This is a genomic window from Serratia sp. TSA_130.1, assembly GCF_052691795.1.
Window position 1 is genome coordinate 94,415 of the sequence record NZ_JBQZFS010000003.1, and the last position, 20,333, is coordinate 114,747.

The following is a 20,333-nucleotide window of genomic DNA, read 5'->3' on the forward strand; positions in this document are numbered from 1 at the left end:
CACATCTGCTTATATCTGTTTACGGGGGGCCTTTGTGCCCCCCGATTTGTCTGGAGAATCCAAAATGGCAAAAGAATTCAGCCGCGGTCAACGCGTGGCGCAAGAGATGCAGAAAGAGATTGCGATCATTCTGCAGCGTGAAGTGAAAGATCCGCGCGTCGGCATGGCGACCGTTTCCGGCGTGGAAGTGTCCCGCGACCTGGCGTATGCCAAGGTTTACGTCACCTTCCTGAACGTGCTGACCGAGAACCACGATCCGGATCTGGTCACCAACGGCATCAAAGCGTTGCAGGACGCTTCCGGCTATATCCGCACCCTGCTGGGCAAAGCGATGCGCCTGCGCGTGGTGCCGGAGCTGACCTTCGCTTACGACAACTCCTTGGTGGAAGGCATGCGCATGTCCAACCTGGTGACCAACGTGGTGAAGAACGACGCAGAGCGCCGTTCCGCCTCAGGCGATGACAAGGAGGATTAATGAGTCGCCCTCGTCGCCGCGGCCGTGACATCCACGGCGTGCTGTTGCTGGACAAGCCGCAGGGGTTGTCGTCCAACGATGCGCTGCAAAAAGTAAAACGTCTGTACAACGCCAACCGAGCGGGCCATACCGGCGCGCTCGATCCGTTGGCGACCGGCATGTTGCCTATCTGTCTGGGCGAAGCGACCAAGTTTTCGCAATACCTGCTCGATTCCGACAAGCGCTATCGGGTGATCGCCAAGCTGGGGCAGCGTACCGATACCTCCGACGCCGACGGGCAGATCGTGCAGGAACGCCCGGTGAACTTCACCCAGGCGCAGCTCGACGCGGCGCTGGACACCTTCCGCGGCGACATCCAGCAGGTGCCGTCGATGTATTCGGCGTTGAAATACCAGGGCAAGAAACTCTACGAGTATGCGCGCCAGGGCATCGAAGTGCCGCGCGAAGCGCGCAGCATTACGGTGTACGAGCTGCAGTTTATCCGCTGGGAAGGGGATGAACTCGAGCTGGAGATTCACTGCTCGAAAGGCACCTACATCCGCACCATCACCGACGATCTCGGCGAGCTGCTGGGCTGCGGCGCGCACGTGATCTATCTGCGCCGCCTGCAGGTGGCGACTTATCCCATCGCGCGCATGGTGACGCTGGAACAGCTGAACGCCTTGGTGGCGCAGGCGCAGGAACAAGCGATCGCGCCCGGTGAGCTGCTCGATCCGCTGCTGATGCCGATGGACAGCCCGGTTGAGAACTATCCGGAAGTGAATTTGCTGCCGGTGGTGGCGGGTTACGTCAAGCAGGGGCAACCGGTGCAAGTGGCCGGCGCGCCGGCATCCGGCCTGGTGCGCATCACCGAGGGTGAAGAGCGGAAATTCATCGGCGTTGGCGACATCGCCGAGGATGGTCGCGTGGCGCCGCGCCGCCTGGTGGTCGAGCATTTCGACTGACGGCGGGGCACTGCGTCGCCTTGCGATCGCACTGCGCTAAGAGTAGAATGGCGCAGCTTATGCATTGGGTTGCTGAATTAGAGATCGGCGCCTGTTTTTATTATCTATAATCTGGAGTATTACAATGTCTCTAAGTGTTGAAGCTAAAGCTCAAATCGTAGCTGATTTCGGTCGTGGTACTAACGACAGCGGTTCTACCGAAGTTCAGGTTGCCCTGCTGACTGCGCAGATCAACCATCTGCAAGGCCACTTCTCCGAGCACAAAAAAGATCACCACAGCCGTCGTGGTCTGCTGCGTATGGTTTCTCAGCGTCGTAAGCTGCTGGACTACCTGAAGCGTAAAGATGTGGCACGTTACACCAGCCTGATCGAGCGTCTGGGTCTGCGTCGCTAATCTAGCAAGTTTCAGTGGAAAGGGGCCTATTTTGGCCCCTTTCTTCTAGGAAGCATAAGCAAATCAGGTTAATGTATTACTGATGTTTCCAAACAGGTTCTTCCGTTACAGAGGTTCGCGCGGCTAATGAGAGGCTTTATCTCCCGCCTGAGATAAGGATTGTCATTAGTCGCGAGGATGTAGTGAGAAGGCAAATCGAGTCACAGGCGTGTCGAGTCGTCAATGCGATTGCGCGCCGTTAATCAAGGATATAATTTTGCTGACACCGATCATTCGCAAATTCCAATATGGCCAGCATACCGTCACCATCGAAACCGGTATGATGGCGCGTCAGGCCACCGCCGCCGTTATGGTGAGCATGGATGACACCGCCGTATTCGTTACCGTCGTTGGCCAGAAAAAAGCCAAGCCGGGCCAGAGCTTCTTCCCGCTGACGGTGAACTACCAAGAGCGTACCTACGCCGCCGGCCGTATCCCGGGCAGCTTCTTCCGCCGCGAAGGCCGTCCGAGCGAAGGCGAGACGCTGACTTCCCGTCTGATCGACCGCCCGATCCGTCCACTGTTCCCGGACAGCTTCCTGAACGAAGTTCAGGTGATCGCGACCGTGGTTTCCGTTAACCCGCAGGTGAACCCGGACATCGTTGCGATGATCGGCGCCTCTGCCGCCCTGAGCCTGTCCGGTATTCCGTTCAACGGCCCAATCGGCGCCGCGCGCGTAGGTTACATCAACGATCAGTACGTACTGAACCCAACGACCGACGAACTGAAAGAAAGCCGTCTGGATCTGGTGGTTGCCGGTACCGCCGGCGCGGTGCTGATGGTGGAATCCGAAGCTGACGTGCTGAGCGAAGATCAGATGCTGGGCGCCGTGGTGTTCGGCCATGACCAGCAGCAAGTGGTTATCGAAAACATCAACGCGCTGGTTGCCGAAGCCGGCAAGCCGAAGTGGGATTGGCAGGCGCCTGCGGTCAACGAAGCGCTGCACGCGCGCGTGGCTGAACTGGCTGAAGCTCGCCTGGGCGACGCTTACCACATTACCGAAAAACAAGAGCGTTACGCTCAGGTTGACGCGATCAAAGACAGCGTGGTTGAAACCCTGCTGGCGCAGGACGAAACGCTGGACGCCGGCGAAATCCAGGACATCCTGGGCACCGTCGAGAAGAACGTGGTGCGCAGCCGCGTATTGCGTGGCGAGCCGCGTATCGACGGCCGTGAAAAAGACATGATCCGTGGCCTGGATGTGCGCACCGGCGTACTGCCGCGCACCCACGGTTCCGCGCTGTTCACCCGTGGCGAAACTCAGGCGCTGGTTACCGCGACCCTGGGCACCGCGCGCGACGCACAGAACCTGGACGAGCTGATGGGCGAGAAGACCGACAGCTTCCTGTTCCACTACAACTTCCCTCCGTACTCCGTAGGCGAAACCGGCATGGTCGGTTCTCCTAAGCGTCGTGAAATCGGTCACGGTCGCCTGGCGAAACGCGGCGTATTGGCTATGATGCCTAAACCGGAAGATTTCCCGTACACGGTTCGCGTGGTGTCTGAAATCACCGAATCCAACGGTTCTTCTTCCATGGCTTCCGTGTGCGGCGCGTCTCTGGCGCTGATGGACGCCGGCGTGCCAATCAAGGCTGCCGTTGCGGGTATCGCGATGGGCCTGGTGAAAGAAGCCGACAACTATGTGGTTCTGTCCGACATTCTGGGTGACGAAGATCACCTGGGCGACATGGACTTCAAAGTGGCCGGTAGCCGCGACGGTATCACCGCGCTGCAGATGGACATCAAAATCGAAGGCATCACCCGCGAAATCATGCAGGTGGCTCTGAACCAGGCCAAGGGCGCGCGTCTGCACATCCTGGGCGTAATGGAACAGGCTATCAGCACTCCGCGCGGCGATATCTCCGAATTCGCACCGCGTATTCATACTATCCGCATCAACCCGGATAAAATCAAAGACGTGATCGGTAAGGGCGGTTCCGTTATCCGCGCGCTGACCGAAGAGACTGGCACTACCATCGAAATTGAAGATGATGGTACAGTTAAAATCGCTGCGACCGACGGTGAGAAAGCGAAATTCGCTATCCGTCGCATCGAAGAGATCACGGCAGAGATCGAAGTGGGCCGTATCTACCAGGGTAAAGTGACCCGTATCGTTGATTTCGGCGCATTCGTCGCTATCGGCGGTGGTAAAGAAGGCCTGGTGCACATTTCTCAGATCGCCGACAAGCGCGTTGAGAAAGTGACCGACTATCTGCAGATGGGTCAGGAAGTGCCGGTTAAGGTACTGGAAGTTGACCGTCAGGGCCGCGTGCGTCTGAGCATCAAAGAAGCGATGGCGCCGGAAGCAGGTTCACCTGCGCCTGAAGCAGAATAACTGTATAGATAGTTTTACAGCTCCCCGCCACGGGGTTGGGAGCTGTTCGTATCGCGCGGGTAGGATGCCCGCGTTTTAGCAAACGGAGGACAGGACGTTCATCCAATGTTTGTCTTCGGGAGTGGGAAATGAAGCCTTTCTTGCGCTGGTGTTACGTTGCGACAGCACTCATGCTGGCAGGATGCAGCAACCATGATTGGCGTAAAGACGAAGTTTTGGCAATCCCGTTGCAGCCTACGTTGCAGCAGGAAGTGATCCTGGCGCGCATGGAACAAATTCTTGCCAGCCGGGCACTGACGGATGACGAACGCGCACAGCTTTTATATGAGCGCGGTGTGCTGTATGATAGCCTCGGGTTACGTGCATTAGCGCGCAATGATTTCTCGCAGGCGCTGGCGATACGTCCCGACATGCCGGAAGTTTTCAACTACCTGGGCATTTACTTAACGCAGGCAGGCAATTTTGATGCTGCCTATGAAGCGTTTGATTCTGTACTAGAGCTTGATCCAACTTACAATTACGCGCGTTTAAACCGGGGCATCGCACTGTATTATGGCGGCCGCTTCCCGTTGGCGCAGGATGATCTGCAGGCGTTTTATCAAGACGACCCAAACGATCCCTTCCGTTCGTTATGGCTGTATCTGGTGGAGCGAGAAATCGATCCCAAGAAGGCCGAGGTAGCGCTTCAGCAGCGCTATGACAAAGCGGACAGAGGGCAATGGGGATGGAATATTGTCGAATTCTACCTGGGCAAGATCAGCGAAAAAACGCTGATGGAACGCCTCAAGGCAGATGCAACGGATAACACTTCGCTCGCTGAGCATCTCAGTGAAACTGACTTCTATTTGGGTAAACACTACCTGAGTCTGGGGGACAAGGACACCGCTTCGGCGCTGTTCAAACTGACGGTGTCTAACAACGTTCACAACTTCGTTGAGCACCGCTATGCATTGTTGGAATTGGCGCTTTTGGGCCAAGAGCAAGACGACCTATCGGAATCGGACCAGCAATAGCTGACGAACACCTATCAGCCTGATGAACATTGGTTTTTAACCAAAGTTATCGCCTTAACGGGCGAGGGCTTTTTTGTTCGTTTTATAATCTAATTTGAGCCGGTTCACACTTTTCAATGAAAATGACTGAAAATTTTCTCGACGAGTTATGTAGACTGGCTGCCATTATTAATGAGGCACGTGTACATGACGACTGAGTTTGAAACCTCTTTTGCTGATCTGGGGCTGTCTGCTCCAATCATTTCCGCCCTGAACGATCTGGGCTATGAAAAACCATCTCCGATCCAGGCTGAGTGTATTCCTCACCTGTTGAACGGCCGCGACGTGCTGGGCATGGCACAGACCGGTAGTGGTAAAACTGCAGCGTTCTCGCTGCCGCTGCTGCACAACCTGCAGGCAGACCTGAAAGCACCTCAGATCCTGGTGCTGGCACCGACCCGCGAACTGGCGGTTCAGGTTGCTGAAGCGATGACCGATTTCTCCAAACACATGAACGGCGTCAACGTGGTAGCCCTGTACGGCGGCCAGCGTTACGACGTGCAGCTGCGCGCTCTGCGCCAGGGCCCGCAAATCGTTGTGGGTACCCCAGGCCGCCTGCTGGACCACCTGAAGCGCGGCACCCTGAACCTCTCTAACCTGAGCGGTCTGGTGCTGGATGAAGCCGACGAAATGCTGCGCATGGGCTTTATCGAAGACGTAGAAACCATCATGGCTGAGATCCCGGCTGAACATCAGACCGCGCTGTTCTCCGCCACCATGCCGGAAGCGATCCGTCGCATTACCCGCCGCTTCATGAAAGAGCCGCAGGAAGTGCGCATCCAGTCCAGCGTGACCACCCGTCCGGACATCAGCCAGAGCTACTGGTCGGTCTACGGCATGCGTAAAAACGAAGCGCTGGTGCGTTTCCTGGAAGCCGAAGACTTTGACGCGGCGATCATCTTCGTCCGTACCAAGAACGCGACCCTGGAAGTGGCCGAAGCACTGGAGCGCAGCGGTTACAGCAGCGCCGCGCTGAACGGCGACATGAACCAGGCGCTGCGTGAGCAGACCCTGGAGCGCCTGAAAGACGGTCGTCTGGATATCCTGATCGCGACCGACGTTGCGGCCCGTGGCCTGGACGTCGAGCGCATCAGCCTGGTTGTCAACTATGACATCCCGATGGACTCCGAGTCTTACGTTCACCGTATCGGCCGTACCGGTCGTGCGGGTCGCGCCGGCCGCGCGCTGCTGTTCGTGGAAAACCGCGAACGCCGCCTGCTGCGCAACATCGAACGCACCATGAAGCTGACCATCCCTGAAGTGGAGCTGCCGAACGCAGAACTGCTGGGCGAGCGTCGTCTGGCCAAGTTTGCCGCGAAAGTTCAGCAGCAGCTGGAAAGCAGCGATCTGGATCTGTACCGCGCACTGCTGACCAAACTGCAGCCGGAAGAAGAGCTGGATATGGAAACCCTGGCCGCAGCGCTGCTGAAAATGGCTCAGGGCGAACGTCCGCTGATCCTGCCGCCGGATCCGGTCTTCAAGCCGCGTCAGCGTCGTGAGTTCAACGACCGTGACGATCGCCGCGGCGACCGTCGTGACAGCCGCGACAGCCGTGACGGCGATCGTCCGCGTCGCGAACGTCGTGACGTTGGCGAAATGCAGCTGTACCGCATCGAAGTGGGCCGTGACGATGGCGTAGAAGTCCGTCATATCGTTGGCGCTATCGCTAACGAAGGCGACATCAGCAGCCGTTACATCGGCAACATCAAGCTGTTCGCTTCCCACTCCACCATCGAGCTGCCAAAAGGCATGCCGGGCGAGATCCTGAATCACTTCACTCGCACTCGCATCCTGAACAAGCCGATGAACATGCAGCTGCTGGGCGATGCGCAGCCGTTCGAACGTCGCGGCAACGGTCGTCCGTTCAACGGCGAACGTCGCGAAGGCGGCCCACGTCGTTCCTTCGGCGAACGTCGTGAAGGCGGTAACGGCGGCGAGCGTCGTGGCGGTAACTACAACCGTGACGGCAAGCCGGCGCCACGCCGTGATGACGGCGCACCGGCGGCACCACGTCGTCGTTTCGGCGACGCGTAATCGCCGATTCTCCGTTCGCGGTGAGTGCTCTGAAAAACCAGCCTGCGGGCTGGTTTTTTTATGCCTGAAAATTGCCGTCAAACGCCCCTGAATGGCGTATCATTCATAAGGTTTTTTCTTACGGATGATATGCACGGGAGATGCCATGAGTTGGCAGCAGTTCAAATCTCAATACCTGGTGCGCTTTTGGGCGCCGCTGCCGGCGGTGATCGCCGCCGGGATCCTCTCTACCTACTACTTCGGCATGACCGGCACCTTCTGGGCGGTGACCGGCGAATTCACGCGCTGGGGTGGCCATGTGCTGCAGTGGTTCGGTCTGCACCCTGAGCAGTGGGGCTATTTCAAGGTGATCGGTTTGCAGGGCACGCCGCTGGAGCGCATCGACGGGCGCATGATCATCGGCATGTTCGCCGGCTGTATCGCCGCCGCGCTGTGGGCCAACAACATCAAGCTGCGTCAACCGCAGCATCGTATTCGCATCGTGCAGGCGCTGCTGGGCGGCATCATCGCCGGTTTCGGCGCGCGCCTGGCGATGGGGTGTAACCTGGCGGCATTCTTCACCGGCATTCCTCAGTTCTCGTTGCACGCCTGGTTTTTCGCGCTGGCGACCGCCGCCGGTTCTTACTTCGGCGCCAAATTCACGCTGCTGCCGATGTTCCGCATCCCGGTCAAATTGCAAAAGGTGAAGGCCGCCGCGCCGCTGACGCAGAAGCCTGAGCAGGCGCGCCGCCGCTTCCGGCTGGGCATGGCCGTCTTCGGCCTCGCGGTGGCCTGGTCGCTGTGGACGCTGTTCGATGCGCCGAAGCTCGGCATCGCCATGCTGTTCGGCATCGGCTTTGGCCTGCTGATCGAGCGCGCGCAGATCTGCTTCACTTCGGCGTTCCGCGATCTGTGGATCACCGGCCGCACTCACATGGCGAAAGCCATCATCATCGGCATGGCGGTGAGCGCCATCGGCATCTTCAGCTATGTGCAGCTCGGCGTGGCGCCGAAGATCATGTGGGCCGGCCCGAATGCGGTGCTGGGCGGTTTGCTGTTCGGCTTCGGCATCGTGCTGGCCGGCGGCTGCGAGACCGGTTGGATGTACCGCGCCGTGGAAGGGCAGGTGCACTACTGGTGGGTGGGGCTGGGCAACATCATCGGCGCTACGCTGCTGGCCTATTACTGGGACGACCTGGCGCCGGCGCTGGCGACCGACTACGACAAGATCAACCTGCTCGATACCTTCGGCCCGATCGGCGGCCTGCTGGTGACTTACCTGCTGCTGGCGCTGGCCTTCGCCGCCATGCTGTGGTGGGAGAAACGCTTTTTCCGCGCCCGGCCTGAGGCGCAGGTGGTGAATTTGAGGAGCATGCCATGAAAGCGACAACGATAGTGCCGGACTACCGGCTGGACATGCTGGGCGAGCCTTGCCCGTACCCGGCGGTGGCGACGCTGGAGGCGATGCCGCAGCTGAAGCCGGGGGAGATCCTGGAGGTGATCAGCGATTGCCCGCAGTCGATCAACAACATCCCGCTCGATGCGCGCAACCACGGCTACAAGGTGCTGGATATCCAGCAGGACGGGCCGACCATTCGCTACCTGATCCAGCGTTAACGCCAAGGCGGTGGGGATCCCACCGCCTCTTCGCTTTTTAGCCCTTCACGATGTCGCCCTTCACGCCAGCGACGATCTCGAACGAACGCAGCCGCGCCTGATGATCGAAAATCTGGCCGTTGACCATGATCTCGTCGGCATCGGTTTCACGCAGCAGCGTTTGCAGCCCGTGGCGCACCGTTTTTTCATCGCCGACGATCGACATCCGCAGCGCCTGCTCGACGCCGTATTGCTCGCCGGCGGTCCACAACGCGTGAATGTTATCCACCGGCGGCGGCAGCGGGCCGGGCGAACCGCGGCGCAGATTGATGAACTGCTGCTGCATCGAGCTGAACAGGAAGCGCGCATCGCGGTCGCTGTCGGCGGCGATCACGTTGACGCACACCATGGCGTGTGGCTGCGCCAGCTGTTTGGACGGTTTGAAGTTCTCGCGGTACAGCTGCAGCGCCTGGAACAGCATATCCGGGGCGAAGTGTGAAGCGAAGGCGAACGGCAGGCCAAGCTGCGCCGCCAGCTGTGCGCTGTAGAGGCTGGAACCGAGCAGCCAGAGCGGCACATGCAGCCCCTGGCCCGGCACCGCCTGCACCGGTTGCCCGGGCTGCGCGTCGCAGAAGTAGTTTTGCAGTTCCTGCACGTCGCGCGGGAAAGTATCCACGTCGCCGGACAGGTGGCGGCGCAGCGCCATCATGGTGCGCTGATCGGTGCCGGGCGCGCGGCCCAACCCCAAATCGATGCGCCCCGGGTAGAGCGACTCCAGCGTGCCGAATTGTTCGGCGATCACCAGCGGCGCATGGTTCGGCAGCATCACGCCGCCGGAGCCGAGGCGAATGCTCTGGGTGCCGGCGGCCAGATAGCCCAGCAGCACCGAGGTGGCGGCGCTGCCGATGCCGGTCATGTTGTGGTGCTCGGCCAGCCAGTAGCGCTGGTAGCCCCAGCGTTCGGAGTGCTGCGCTAAGTCCAGCGAACAGTGGAAAGCGTCGCGTGCCTTGGCCCCTTGCGGGATTGGCGATAAATCCAGTACCGAAAGCGGTACGGCAGTGTGTTCAGTCATGACATCGTCCATCAGAGAGTGGATCGCTTAAAGGGCGATTGCAGGAGTCTGCATACTAAAAGGCCGAAAAAAAGATGCTTTTTAGTGTTAAAAGCATAATCCAATTTATAGTTATAAAAGAGGAGATATGTGCTTGTGATATCCTCATGAGTGCAATGGTGTTTTTTGGAGCAATTTGAGACATGGAAATGATTATCCCCGCCCGCCGCTTACCGTTCCGGGAGCTGACATAATGAAAAAAAAGACGCTGTTTACCCTGTTGCTGATGTTGGCGGCGATCGCATTGGCGATCCTGTTCCGCGCGCACAATCAGGATCTGTTGCTGCAGGGTGAAGTGGATGCCCCCGAAGTGATCGTCGCATCCAAGGCGAAAGGCCGGGTCGTTGAACGCCTGATCGAACGCGGCGACGACGTGAAAAGCGGCCAACTGATCATTCAACTTGATAGCCCCGAACTGATGGCGCAACTGCGTTCCGCACAGGCGACGCGCGACGAGGCCAAGGCACAGCTCGAGCTGTCGCTGCACGGCACCCGTGAAGAGAGCATCCGCAACCTGCGCGCCAACCTGGCGCAGGCCGAGGCGCAGTACCGCAATGCGCAAAACGACTACAACCGGAACCTGAGCGTGGCCGGCAAGGGCTATATCTCGAAGTCCGAGCTGGACGCTTCGCGCCGGTCGCGCGACACCGCCTTCCAACAGGTGCAGGCCGCCAAGGCCAATCTGGATGAAGGCATCAACGGCGACCGCGTCGAGCAGCGGCAGCAATATGCGGCGGCGCTGCGGGCGGCGGAAGAGAACCTGCTGCAGATCCAGGCGCAGAGCGACGATCTGCAGGTGAAAGCGCCGGTAGACGGCGAAGTGGGGCCGATCCCGGCCGAAGTGGGCGAATTGCTGAACGCCGGCAGCCCGCTGGTGACGTTGATCCGGGTGCCGGACGCCTACTTCGTGTTTAACCTGCGTGAAGACATCCTGGCCCACGTGCGCAAAGGCGACAAGGTCAAGCTGCGGGTGCCGGCGCTGAAGGACAAAATGATCGACACCGAGGTGCGCTACATCGCGCCGCTGGGGGATTACGCCACCAAACGCGCCACCCGCGCCACCGGCGACTTCGACCTGAAAACCTTCGAAGTGCGCCTGTATCCGTCACAGCCGGTGGACGGCCTGCGTCCGGGGATGAGCACTTTATGGCAATGGAAAGAGTAAGGGCCGGCTGGCGCTGCTTCAGTCACGCGTTCGACAAAGAGTGTCGCGTCGCCTTTCGCAGCCCGGTGGTGCACTGGCTGAGCTGGATCTTTCCGCTGATCCTGTTTGCGCTGATCAGCAGCAACTTCTCCGAAGGCACGCTGCTCGATCTGCCGGTCTCGGTGGTGGACAGCGATCACAGCCCGCTGTCCAAATCGCTGACGCGGCGGCTGGACGCCGGTTCGCACGCCCACGTCGAGGCTTACGGCGGCGGGTTGCCGGAGTCGCTGAGCCGCCTGCGCAGCGCGCAGGATTACGCGTTGCTGTATATCCCGCCGGACCTTGAGGCCAACGCGCTGTCGGGCAAACAGCCGAGCGTGGTGATGTACTACAATGCGTTGTTCTACGGCGCCGGGCTGTACTCCACCCAGGACTTTGGCGGCCTGATGAACGAAATCAACGCCAGCACCCGCAGCATCATCGCCACCGAGATGGGCAAGACGCTGCCGCCGTTGGCGGACGTGACGCTCTCCTACGGCAGCCTGTTCAACGCCAGCGGCAGCTATATCTATTACCAGCAGTTCGCCGCCACCATCCATCTGCTGCAGCTGTTCGCGGTGACCTGCATGATCTACGTGCTGGCGCGCAGCAAGTCGCTGCTGCAGGCCAAGCCGTTCAGCCTGGCGCTACTCGGCAAGCTGGCGCCGTACACGCTGTGTTTCACCACCCTGCTGATGGTCGAGATCGCGGCGCTGGTGGGCATCTTTGACGCCCGCGTCAGCGGCAACCCGCTGTTTATGCTGATGATTGGCCTGTTCTACGTGATGGCGGCGCAGAGCATCGGCCTGCTGCTGTACACCTTTACCGGCAGCACCATCACCGCCTACAGCCTGATCGGTATTTTGGTCAGTATCGCGATGACCTTCTCCGGCATGGCGGTGCCTGAGCTGTCGATGCCGCTGCCGGCGCGCATCATTTCCAACATCGAACCACTGACCCACGCGCTGTACGCGATGTTCGACGTGTTCCTGCGGCAGGTGCACGCCAGCGCCATCTTCAGCGTGTGCGCGCTGCTGGCGGTCTATCCGCTGGTGGCCGCGCTGCTGGTGCGCAATCGCCTGCCGGCGCGGTTGGCAAAAGAGGGGAACGCCGGATGAAGCTCTATTGGCAAACCTTCGTTAAGGTGCTGCTCGGCATGCTGGAGCGGCCGGTGTGGCTGATGCTGATCCTGTCGCTGTGCATCATGAGCCTGGTGTACGCCAACCGCACGGTGTGGGATCTGCCGGTGGGGGTGGTCGATCAGGATCACAGCACCGCCAGCCGCCAGCTGATCCGCCAACTGGACGCCACCTCCAAGATCGCGATTGAAACCTACGACAGCCTGGAACAGGCGCAGCGCGATCTCAGCTGGCGCAAGCTGTTTGCGGTGATCATCATGCCGGTGGATCTGGAGAAGAAAATTCTCAGCGGGCAAAACATCGTGGTGCCGGTCTACGGCGACGCCACCAACCGCCTGGCCAACGGCCAGATCCAACAAGACGTGGTGGCGGCCTATCAGCAACTGCTGACGGAGTACAACAACGGGCTGCTGCTGCGCAGCGGCTTCAGCGAACGGCAGGCGCAGATACTGCTGACGCCGATACTGGGACAAACGCTGGACGTGTTCAACCCCGGCATCAGCTTTGCGGCGATCATCTTCCCCGGGCTGTTGGTGATGCTGTTGCAGCACTCGTTGCTGATCGCCTGTATCCGCGTCAATATCGCCATGAAAAGCATGCCCGGCGGCAAAGCGCCGCTGGCGGCGCACCTCGGCGGGCTGACGGCGCTGCTGCCGATCTGGCTGTTCCTGTCGATCGTGCTGTTCGTGCTGTGGCCGTGGGTATTGGGCTATAGGCAGACGGCGAACATCGCCGAACTGCTGCTGCTGACCTTCCCGTTCCTGCTGGCGGTATTGGGGCTGGGCAAGCTGGTGACCGAGTGCCTGCGCAGCGTCGAGATGATCTACCTGACGCTGGCGTTCATCACTACGCCGGTCTTCTACCTGTCCGGCACCATCTGGCCGCTGCAGTCGATGCCGGCCTGGGTGCGCGCCATCTCGTACAGCATTCCCTCCACCTGGGGCACCAAGGCGATCGCCGGCGTCAACCAGATGGGGCTGTCGCTGAATGAAGTGTGGGGCGACGTGGTGATGATGTTGATACTCGGCGTGGTCTACACCCTGCTGGGCTTCGGCGTGGCCTTCTTGCGCAACAGCGTGGCGCTGCGCGGGATGTTCAGGAAGCGGCGGGCGTAAGGGGAGGCATTGATGCCTTTCCCGGTGACGTTAAAAGATAATTAATCCAATGGGTTATTGCGTTATCCCCGAGGCCGGCGGAGATAACGCAAAGCGACCACAACCCGGCAATCGGGTTTCGGCCGAGCATAAACTCTCCTCGTTAGCGGCACGCAGCAACCCCTTCTTGAAATTCGGTCTGGCCCGCCGACAAGCACGCACGCCTTCAATCACGCCTGTTTGTGTTGCAGTGGTATGTTCTCTTTTTGATAAGGCTATTCCTAATTCTTTCAACCTTATCATCCCTAAAAAATAACCATTCGACTATTTAGCCAAAAGTGATATTTGCCGGGATAGAACATTGCTTATCCAATTTTAATTGTTATATTTCTATTTCGCCCAAAATGATTAAGTTTGCTTAATTGTTTATGTGTGTGATGAACTCCTCGGGATTTACGATCTTAGCGTGCGGAAATCATTAATTGTAGGATAATTAAATGGATTGCTCGCTCATAGTCATGAGATTGGTCTGTAAACGGGATGTTTCAGATAGGTGCCGTTATGTAATAAATATGAAGGAGCATGATGTATGACGGGTAAGTTAAGCGTTCAAACGGTTCTGTTTGAATATCATGGACAAAAATATAAGGTCTTCCTGGCATGCGATAAACGGCATGTTGGGTGCAACGAATTAAATCCGTTGTATTTTTTAGATGCCAACAGACACTTTGAGACCCTAATTAAGGCGGGTTATCACGGTGATGATGTATCCCCTGTGCTTTATATTGGAATCGGTTATCAGGAGGGGGTCGATATTAAGGCGGCTCGCACATTCGACTATACGGTGAGCGATGGCAGCGAGCGCTTTAAAGACGGGGGCGGAGCGGAGCAATTTTATCGATTTATTCAGGATGTCGTCAAACCGTGGGTCGAATGTCGTTTTAAGGTCAATAAGCAAATGCAAACGCTGGCGGGGCATTCGTTTGGCGGGCATTTCACCTTATACGTGGCGTTTCATCATCAAACGGCTTTTCAGCGCTATGTTGCCGCCAGTCCCGCGCTCTGGTGGGCGAATGGCGCGGTGCTGCCCGAAGGCGACGTTAAGCTTGCCGCAAGCATTGATTGGTTATCGCTGCTCTTAGGCAGCCGCGAGGAGCGGGCGGAGCCGGACAGTACCGATCTTGAGAAAGAGATCTTCCAGCGCATAGGGGATAACCCAAGGTTGAATGTCAGGAATCTGGCGTCGCAGTTAGTGAAAGACGGCGAGCGCTGCAGCTTCGAGTTTCTTCCCGGGCGCAAACATCCGGCGGTGGCAAAAGATTATGCACGCATAGCGAATTTCGTTGCGAGCCAAAAACCACTGCCAACAGGGCTGTGACAGGAGAGGTTAAATGGATTTTAAAGTGACGAGAGGGTTGCTGCTTTTGGCTGGATTATTTTTCTCTATCACGGCGGTGGCAAAGCCTGTTCAAACCGACGAGACCGCCTCATTGATTAACCAGCGATTGTCTTACATGAAAGACGTTGCCGGGTATAAGGCAAACAACCATCTGGCCATTGAGGATTTGCCTCAGGAAGCCAACGTATTGGCCAACTCAGTCCGCGAGGCGGAAGCATTGGGATTGGATGGCAAGTCGGTGGCTCCTTTTATACAGGCGCAAATGGATGCGGCCAAAGCGATTCAGTATCGCTATCGGGCAGACTGGCTGTCGGCGCCGGAAAACGGCTGGCAGCCTGAATCGCTGGACAGTGTGAGAGCGAAAATCAGCCGGCTGAATACCCAGATTTTGACCAGCGTCAGCAATAAATTGAAGAAAGGCGAGCGCTTTAATGACAGGTTTGTTTTTATGAAATCCCTGGAACAGACCCACCTGAAAGTTGGCGATAAAGAACGCCTGTGGCAGTCATTAAAGCGAATTGCGTTGAAAGGGTAATCGCCTGCCGTTGTTCTGGCTGAATGCGCCCGATGTGTGGTTTCGGGCGCATTCTCCTCGCGGGCGGCCAGCCGAATAATGGCGTTGAAAGGGCCCTCAGGCGAGGGAAAGCCCGGCGCCGGCCTCCATCACCCCACCAACGCCAACCCGGCCACGCGGCGCCAGTAGCCGTTGCAGTCGGCGTGGTCGGTCAAGGCCAGCGGCTGCTCGCCGCGCTCGTTGGCGCGGAAGGCATCGATCTGCGCCAGCGTCTCGGCGCCCTGCGGCGACAGCCGCACGATGTCCACCAGCCCCTGCATGTTCGGCAGCTCGTTGCCGAGGTTATAGCAGTAACCGCTCATCGTCTGGATGCCGTTGAGTACGAACACCTGCTGTTGTTCCTGCGAACGCATCATGCGGCCCTGCGGATACTTGATGCAGCAGGTTTCGCACTCGTCCTTGCCGCGGTTCTCCGAGCGGGCGGTGAAGCAGCGCGCGGAATAGGCTAGCGGCAGATGGCCGTAGCTCAGCACCTCCACCTCGAAGTCGTGGCGGAAGCCCAGCTCGTCGCACTGCGTCAGCAGATTGGCCAGCCAGTCGCGCGACAGCTCGACCGGCATGCACCAGCGGATCATGCCCTGGCGGCGCAGCAGGCGCAGGGTATAGGCGTTGTAGCAGTTCAGCGCATGGCCGGCGACGAACGGCAGGCCGCGCTCCGCCGCCATGTTCACCGCGCCCAGATCGTTGGCTTCAAACAGGAACTCGCCGTTTTCCACATAGCGTTTCAGCTCATTCAGTTCGGACGGCGCCTGCAGCAGCGCCAGCGTGGAGATCACCACCTGTTTACCGCTGCGGGCGATTTCGCGCGCCAGCGCCAGCCAATCGCCGACCTTCATCTCGCGGCGCTTGGCGCAGACGCTCTCGCCGAGATAAATGATGTCGGCGCTGCTGTCCGCTGCCTGTTGATAGAACGTTGCGATGTCGTTTTTCGGCCAGTAGTAGAGTACCGGCCCGAGTGCGTATTTCATGTTTCCTCCGGCTACTGCCATTTGCGGTGATAGGCGCCCAGCGTGGTTTGGGTGCCTTCGGACATCGCGCCCAGCGTCTCCATCCAGGCGGCATCGGCGCGGTAGGCGGCCGGATCGGCCTGGCAACGGTCGATCGCCTGGCGCCAGACGCGCGCCACCTGGCTGACGTAAGCCGGGCTGCGCTGGCGGCCTTCGATCTTCACCGAAGCGATGTTGGCGGCCAGCAGCTCCGGCAGCAGCTCCAGGGTATTGAGGCTGGTGGGCTCTTCCAGCGCGTGGTAGCGCACGTCGTCCACCAGATAGCGGCCCTTGCACAGCGTCGGGTAACCGGCGTTTTCGTGGTCCTGATAGCGGTCGATCAGCACGTCGTTCAGGCGCGACTCCATGCCCTGTGCGGTTTGCTGCCAGCGCACGAAACGCGCCGGCGAACAGGCGCCGACGGTGTTCGGCGACTCGCCGGTCAGGTAGGAGGAGAGGTAGCAGCGCCCCTCGGCCATGATGCATAGGCTGCCGAAAGCGAACACTTCCAGCGGCACCGGGCTGGTACGCGCCAGCTGTTTCACCTGGTGCATCGACAGCACCCGCGGCAGCACCACCCGGCCGACCTCGAAGTTGCGTTGGTAGAAACGGATCGCCTCCTCATTGGTGGCGGAAGCCTGCACCGAAACGTGGCGCTCCAGCTGCGGGTAGCGCTGGGCGGCGTATTCCAGCATCGCCAGATCCGCCAGAATCAACGCGTCGGCGCCCAGTTGGGCGGCCATATCCACCGCACGCTGCCAGCGGGCGTAGCCGTCGGGATGGGCGAAGGTGTTGATGGCGATATGCAGTTTGCGGCCGTGGCGATGCACGTAATCGACCGCTTCCTGCAGCTTTTTCTCGGTGAAGTTGAGGCCGGCGAAGTGGCGCGCGTTGGTATCGTCTTTCAGCCCGATGTAAACGGCATCGGCGCCGTTATCCACCGCGGCCTTCAGGGCCGGCAGGTTGCCGGCGGGACAAAGCAGCTCCATAGATTTATCCTGGCTTAGCCGTACGCCCGGCCGGGCGCACGCTGTCTTTAAAGGTTGCCGACGACGGTGTTCCGCCGGCAAACGCGAATCGGGGAGGCCATTTTAGGCAAAGGGGCGCGCACGGGTTTTGATTTGAGGCAGCTTATGGCGTATTGATAAACATGGCGGTGAAATGCACTATTTGTTGATATAGACCGCTGAAGCCGCGCGTCAGTGTGGCAAAATAGCGGTAGTCCGTATTGAAAGGAGTGGATGACCGTGTTGGAACAACTACGAGCACGCCTTGTGCGCCAGGGGCCGTCGCTGCTGCGCATCCCGCTGAAATTCACGCCGTTCGCTCTGCAGCGCCAACTGCTGCAACAGGTGCTGAGCTGGCAGTTCCGCCAGGCATTGGCGGATGGCGATCTGGAATTTCTCGAATCGCGCTGGTTAAAGATCGAAGTTCGCGATCTGGCGCTACAATGGTTTATGACGGTAGAAAACGACAAACTGGTGGTCAGCCAGCACGCCGAAGCGGACGTCAGCTTCAGCGGCGACGCCAACGATCTGATCCTGATCGCGGCGCGTAAGCAAGATCCGGATACGCTGTTCTTTCAGCGTCGGCTGCAGATTGAAGGGGATACCGAATTGGGCCTGTATGTGAAAAATTTGATGGACGCCATTGAGCTGGAAAGCATGCCTGCGCCGCTGCGCATGGGGCTGTTGCAGTTGGCTGATTTTGTCGAAGCAGGGCTGCAGGAGGGCACGGCGTCGGCTTCCCGTGTGGCGGCATCATGCTGATCCGCGTAGAGATCCCGGTAGACGCGGCGGGCATCGATGCCTTGCTGCGCCGCGCCTTTGGCCGCGACGACGAAGCCGATCTGGTGCAGCAGCTGCGCGAAGACGGCTTGCTGACGCTGGGCGTGGTCGCCACTGACGACGAAGGCGGGGTAGTGGGTTACGCCGCGTTCAGCCCGGTAGACGTGGCCGGCGAAGACCGCCAATGGGTGGCCCTGGCGCCGCTGGCGGTAGACGAAAGCCTGCGCCGCCAGGGGCTAGCTGAAAAGCTGGTGTACGAAGGCTTGGATTCGCTGAACGAATTCAGCTACGCCGCGGTGGTGGTGCTGGGCGAGCCGGCCTACTACGGCCGCTTCGGCTTTAAACCGGCCGCCGCCTATGGCCTGCACTGCCGCTGGCCGGACACGGAAAGCGCATTCCAGGTGTATCCGCTGGCGCAAGACGCTCTGAATGGCGTCAGCGGCGAAGTGGCTTTTTCTGCGCCGTTTAATCGCTTTTAACGACCGGCAATAGAGACTCCAACGACAGCGGCGGGTGATTCACCAGCCGCTCTTTTTGTATTTTGCTCAGCTGTTTGACGCGGTATTCCAGCTTCAGCGCCGTTGAGCGATCCCCCACCTGGCAGTGAAACGCCAGCGCCAATTCCCCTTTGCCGCGCAGCGCCTTGGCGCCTTTGCCGGCCTGATGCTGCGCCAGGCGGCGCGCCACGTCGGTGGTGATGCCGGTATACAGCATGCCGCTCGGTAAACGCAGCATGTAGAGGTGCCAGAGAGTAGGGGAAGTGTCGGTCATCGTATGCCGTTTCGGTGGCCAGGGTCGGCGTATGATGGCATGTTCGCCATCACAATCCCATCCCCGGCCGCCGGAGCCCTACCGCTTTACCCCTTTTTTCCCGCCAGCTCGAAGCGCGGCGAGACGATGCCGTACAGCGTCCAGCCGAGGAAGGTGGCGATGGCGCCCCACATCATCGCTTCCTCACCGGAGCTGTAGAGCGCATAGAAGCTGTACAGCGCGCCGATACCTGCGATGATATTGGCGATGCGCGCCTTGTTGTCCGGCACCTTCGCCACTTTCTGAATAATGACCAGCGCCGCCATCGACAGGATGTAAGGAATGATGTTGGTCACCACCGCTAGGTTCACCAGCACGTTGAACTGCTTGTTCAGCGACGGGCTGATAGTCATCAGCGACAGGCCGCTCTGGATGACGACGATGGTCAGCATGCCTTTAACCGGCGCGTCGGCCTTGCTCAGCTTGGAGAAGATTTTCGGGAAGAAGCCGCTGTCGGCGGAGGATTTGAACACCTGGGCGATGGTGAACTGCCAGCCGAGCAGCGAGCCGACGCAGGACATCACCATCAACGCCATGATGATCTTGCCGACCGTCGGATTGAACATGTGGGAGAACGCCAGCCCGAACGGGGCGGTGGAGTTGGCCAGATCCATGTTCGGCACAATGCCGGCGATCACGTTGGTCGAAACGATATAGATCACCGCCGCGCTGAGTGTGCCGCCCAGTACGGCGATCGGCACGTTGCGCTCCGGATTTTCCACCACGTCGGTGTTGGCGCAGGCGGATTCCAGCCCCAGGAACGCCCACAGGGTCATTGAGATCGAGGCGCCAATGGCTTCGAAGGTCGGCACCTGATGCGGGTTCCAGGCGGCGACGTAGGCGCTGCCGCTGAACCAGTACCAGCCGATGACCGAGATGCCCACCACCGGAATGATCACGCCCCAGACGGTGATGCCGCTGATTTTGCCGGTGATGCGCGCGCCGCCGAAGTTGGCGACGGTCGCCAGCCACAGCACGCCGATGGTGGCGATACAGATACCGAGCGGGCTGAGCGTGGTGTCGAACAGCTCGGTGCCGTAGCCGACGGCGGAAATGGCGATGGCGATATTGGCGATCAGCAGCGAAACGCCGTAGGTGTAGTTCGCCATAAAGTTGCCCGACTTACCGAAGGCGTATTCGGCGTAGCCGCCCATGCCGCCGGATTTACGGCTGAACATGCCGCATTTGGCGAACGCGTAGGCCAGCGCCATCGAGCCGACGGCGGTCACCAGCCAGGAAACTATCGAAATCGTGCCCACTTCGGCCAGCTTGGTCGGCAGCATAATTATGCCGGAACCCATCATATTCACGGCGGTCAGGATCGTTAATTGCACGACCCCCATTTTATTGTTGGACTTACTCATGATCATTTTCTCTTTTAGGATGCGATCCGGGCGGCGAG

The 20,333-nt window shown here is 59.4% G+C and carries 21 protein-coding genes; 16 read left to right on the forward strand and 5 right to left on the reverse strand.

All coding sequences use genetic code 11. The annotated features are described in order from the left end of the window. Positions 1–64: 64 nt before the first annotated feature. From rbfA to yedF, 9 genes are all read left to right on the forward strand, one after another. Entirely contained in the window at positions 65–475 is a 411-nt protein-coding gene (rbfA, locus tag ACUTQY_RS13550) for a 30S ribosome-binding factor RbfA (protein ID WP_004933508.1), read from the forward strand. Beyond that, complete coding sequence (gene truB, locus ACUTQY_RS13555) at positions 475–1,419, forward strand: tRNA pseudouridine(55) synthase TruB (RefSeq protein WP_033641660.1); 945 nt, start codon at positions 475–477, stop codon at positions 1,417–1,419. Before rbfA ends, truB begins: the two co-directional genes overlap by 1 nt. 124 nt (positions 1,420–1,543) lie before the next feature. Further along, the gene (gene rpsO / locus ACUTQY_RS13560) at positions 1,544–1,813 is read left to right on the forward strand and encodes a 30S ribosomal protein S15 (protein WP_004933502.1); all 270 of its coding nucleotides are present in this window, start codon (positions 1,544–1,546) and stop codon (positions 1,811–1,813) included. A gap of 256 nt (positions 1,814–2,069) precedes the next feature. Next, on the forward strand, positions 2,070–4,187 hold the full coding sequence (gene pnp, locus ACUTQY_RS13565) for a polyribonucleotide nucleotidyltransferase (protein WP_016929321.1): 2,118 nt from the start codon (positions 2,070–2,072) through the stop codon (positions 4,185–4,187). A gap of 128 nt (positions 4,188–4,315) precedes the next feature. After that, positions 4,316–5,200: a lipoprotein NlpI gene (nlpI, locus tag ACUTQY_RS13570; protein WP_004933495.1), complete on the forward strand. Its 885-nt coding sequence runs from the start codon at positions 4,316–4,318 to the stop codon at positions 5,198–5,200. Between the two features lie 122 nt (positions 5,201–5,322). Continuing rightward, positions 5,323–5,397: a protein YrbN gene (gene yrbN / locus ACUTQY_RS13575; protein WP_223182019.1), complete on the forward strand. Its 75-nt coding sequence runs from the start codon at positions 5,323–5,325 to the stop codon at positions 5,395–5,397. After that, the gene (locus tag ACUTQY_RS13580; protein WP_342188252.1) at positions 5,387–7,273 is read left to right on the forward strand and encodes a DEAD/DEAH family ATP-dependent RNA helicase; all 1,887 of its coding nucleotides are present in this window, start codon (positions 5,387–5,389) and stop codon (positions 7,271–7,273) included. The genes yrbN and ACUTQY_RS13580 overlap by 11 nt, the downstream gene beginning before the upstream one ends. 145 nt (positions 7,274–7,418) lie before the next feature. Continuing rightward, positions 7,419–8,633 (forward strand): selenium metabolism membrane protein YedE/FdhT, encoded by a 1,215-nt coding sequence (gene yedE, locus ACUTQY_RS13585; protein ID WP_016929320.1) that lies wholly within the window; start codon positions 7,419–7,421, stop codon positions 8,631–8,633. After that, on the forward strand, positions 8,630–8,869 hold the full coding sequence (gene yedF, locus ACUTQY_RS13590) for a sulfurtransferase-like selenium metabolism protein YedF (RefSeq protein WP_033641662.1): 240 nt from the start codon (positions 8,630–8,632) through the stop codon (positions 8,867–8,869). Before yedE ends, yedF begins: the two co-directional genes overlap by 4 nt. A 37-nt stretch (positions 8,870–8,906) precedes the next feature. Here the strand turns inward: yedF and ACUTQY_RS13595 are convergent, their stop codons facing one another. Further along, positions 8,907–9,920, reverse strand: a complete 1,014-nt coding sequence (locus ACUTQY_RS13595) for a luciferase-like monooxygenase (protein ID WP_046688570.1) — start codon at positions 9,918–9,920, stop codon at positions 8,907–8,909. 232 nt (positions 9,921–10,152) lie between these two features. Between ACUTQY_RS13595 and ACUTQY_RS13600 the strand changes: the two genes are divergently transcribed. The 5 genes from ACUTQY_RS13600 (at position 10,153) to ACUTQY_RS13620 (ending at position 15,309) form a co-directional block, all read left to right on the forward strand. After that, on the forward strand, positions 10,153–11,124 hold the full coding sequence (locus ACUTQY_RS13600) for an HlyD family secretion protein (RefSeq protein ID WP_033638900.1): 972 nt from the start codon (positions 10,153–10,155) through the stop codon (positions 11,122–11,124). Continuing rightward, the gene (locus ACUTQY_RS13605) at positions 11,106–12,260 is read left to right on the forward strand and encodes an ABC transporter permease (RefSeq protein ID WP_028127576.1); all 1,155 of its coding nucleotides are present in this window, start codon (positions 11,106–11,108) and stop codon (positions 12,258–12,260) included. The genes ACUTQY_RS13600 and ACUTQY_RS13605 overlap by 19 nt, the downstream gene beginning before the upstream one ends. After that, complete coding sequence (locus tag ACUTQY_RS13610) at positions 12,257–13,396, forward strand: ABC transporter permease (RefSeq protein ID WP_016929316.1); 1,140 nt, start codon at positions 12,257–12,259, stop codon at positions 13,394–13,396. The genes ACUTQY_RS13605 and ACUTQY_RS13610 overlap by 4 nt, the downstream gene beginning before the upstream one ends. 568 nt (positions 13,397–13,964) lie before the next feature. Beyond that, entirely contained in the window at positions 13,965–14,753 is a 789-nt protein-coding gene (locus tag ACUTQY_RS13615; RefSeq protein WP_033641663.1) for an alpha/beta hydrolase, read from the forward strand. A gap of 13 nt (positions 14,754–14,766) precedes the next feature. Further along, entirely contained in the window at positions 14,767–15,309 is a 543-nt protein-coding gene (locus ACUTQY_RS13620; RefSeq protein ID WP_042783539.1) for a chorismate mutase, read from the forward strand. A gap of 128 nt (positions 15,310–15,437) precedes the next feature. Here ACUTQY_RS13620 and ACUTQY_RS13625 read toward each other — a convergent pair whose 3' ends face one another. Continuing rightward, complete coding sequence (locus ACUTQY_RS13625; protein ID WP_033641665.1) at positions 15,438–16,316, reverse strand: U32 family peptidase; 879 nt, start codon at positions 16,314–16,316, stop codon at positions 15,438–15,440. Positions 16,317–16,327: 11 nt separating this feature from the next. Continuing rightward, positions 16,328–17,323 (reverse strand): ubiquinone anaerobic biosynthesis protein UbiU, encoded by a 996-nt coding sequence (ubiU, locus tag ACUTQY_RS13630; RefSeq protein WP_033641666.1) that lies wholly within the window; start codon positions 17,321–17,323, stop codon positions 16,328–16,330. A gap of 258 nt (positions 17,324–17,581) precedes the next feature. Here ubiU and ubiT point away from each other — a divergent pair, with 258 nt between their 5' ends. Together ubiT and ACUTQY_RS13640 are read left to right on the forward strand one after the other, a co-directional pair. Further along, positions 17,582–18,103, forward strand: a complete 522-nt coding sequence (gene ubiT / locus ACUTQY_RS13635; protein ID WP_033644181.1) for a ubiquinone anaerobic biosynthesis accessory factor UbiT — start codon at positions 17,582–17,584, stop codon at positions 18,101–18,103. Beyond that, positions 18,097–18,600 (forward strand): GNAT family N-acetyltransferase, encoded by a 504-nt coding sequence (locus ACUTQY_RS13640; RefSeq protein ID WP_046688111.1) that lies wholly within the window; start codon positions 18,097–18,099, stop codon positions 18,598–18,600. Before ubiT ends, ACUTQY_RS13640 begins: the two co-directional genes overlap by 7 nt. Here the strand turns inward: ACUTQY_RS13640 and ACUTQY_RS13645 are convergent. Both ACUTQY_RS13645 and potE read right to left on the reverse strand, forming a co-directional pair. Beyond that, positions 18,587–18,892 carry a GIY-YIG nuclease family protein gene (locus ACUTQY_RS13645; protein WP_144414677.1) on the reverse strand — a complete coding sequence of 102 codons (306 nt, stop codon included), beginning with the start codon at positions 18,890–18,892 and terminating at the stop codon, positions 18,587–18,589. The two genes, ACUTQY_RS13640 and ACUTQY_RS13645, sit on opposite strands and share 14 nt — an antisense overlap. A gap of 86 nt (positions 18,893–18,978) precedes the next feature. Beyond that, complete coding sequence (gene potE / locus ACUTQY_RS13650; RefSeq protein WP_033648789.1) at positions 18,979–20,295, reverse strand: putrescine-ornithine antiporter; 1,317 nt, start codon at positions 20,293–20,295, stop codon at positions 18,979–18,981. Between the last annotated feature and the right edge of the window lie 38 nt (positions 20,296–20,333).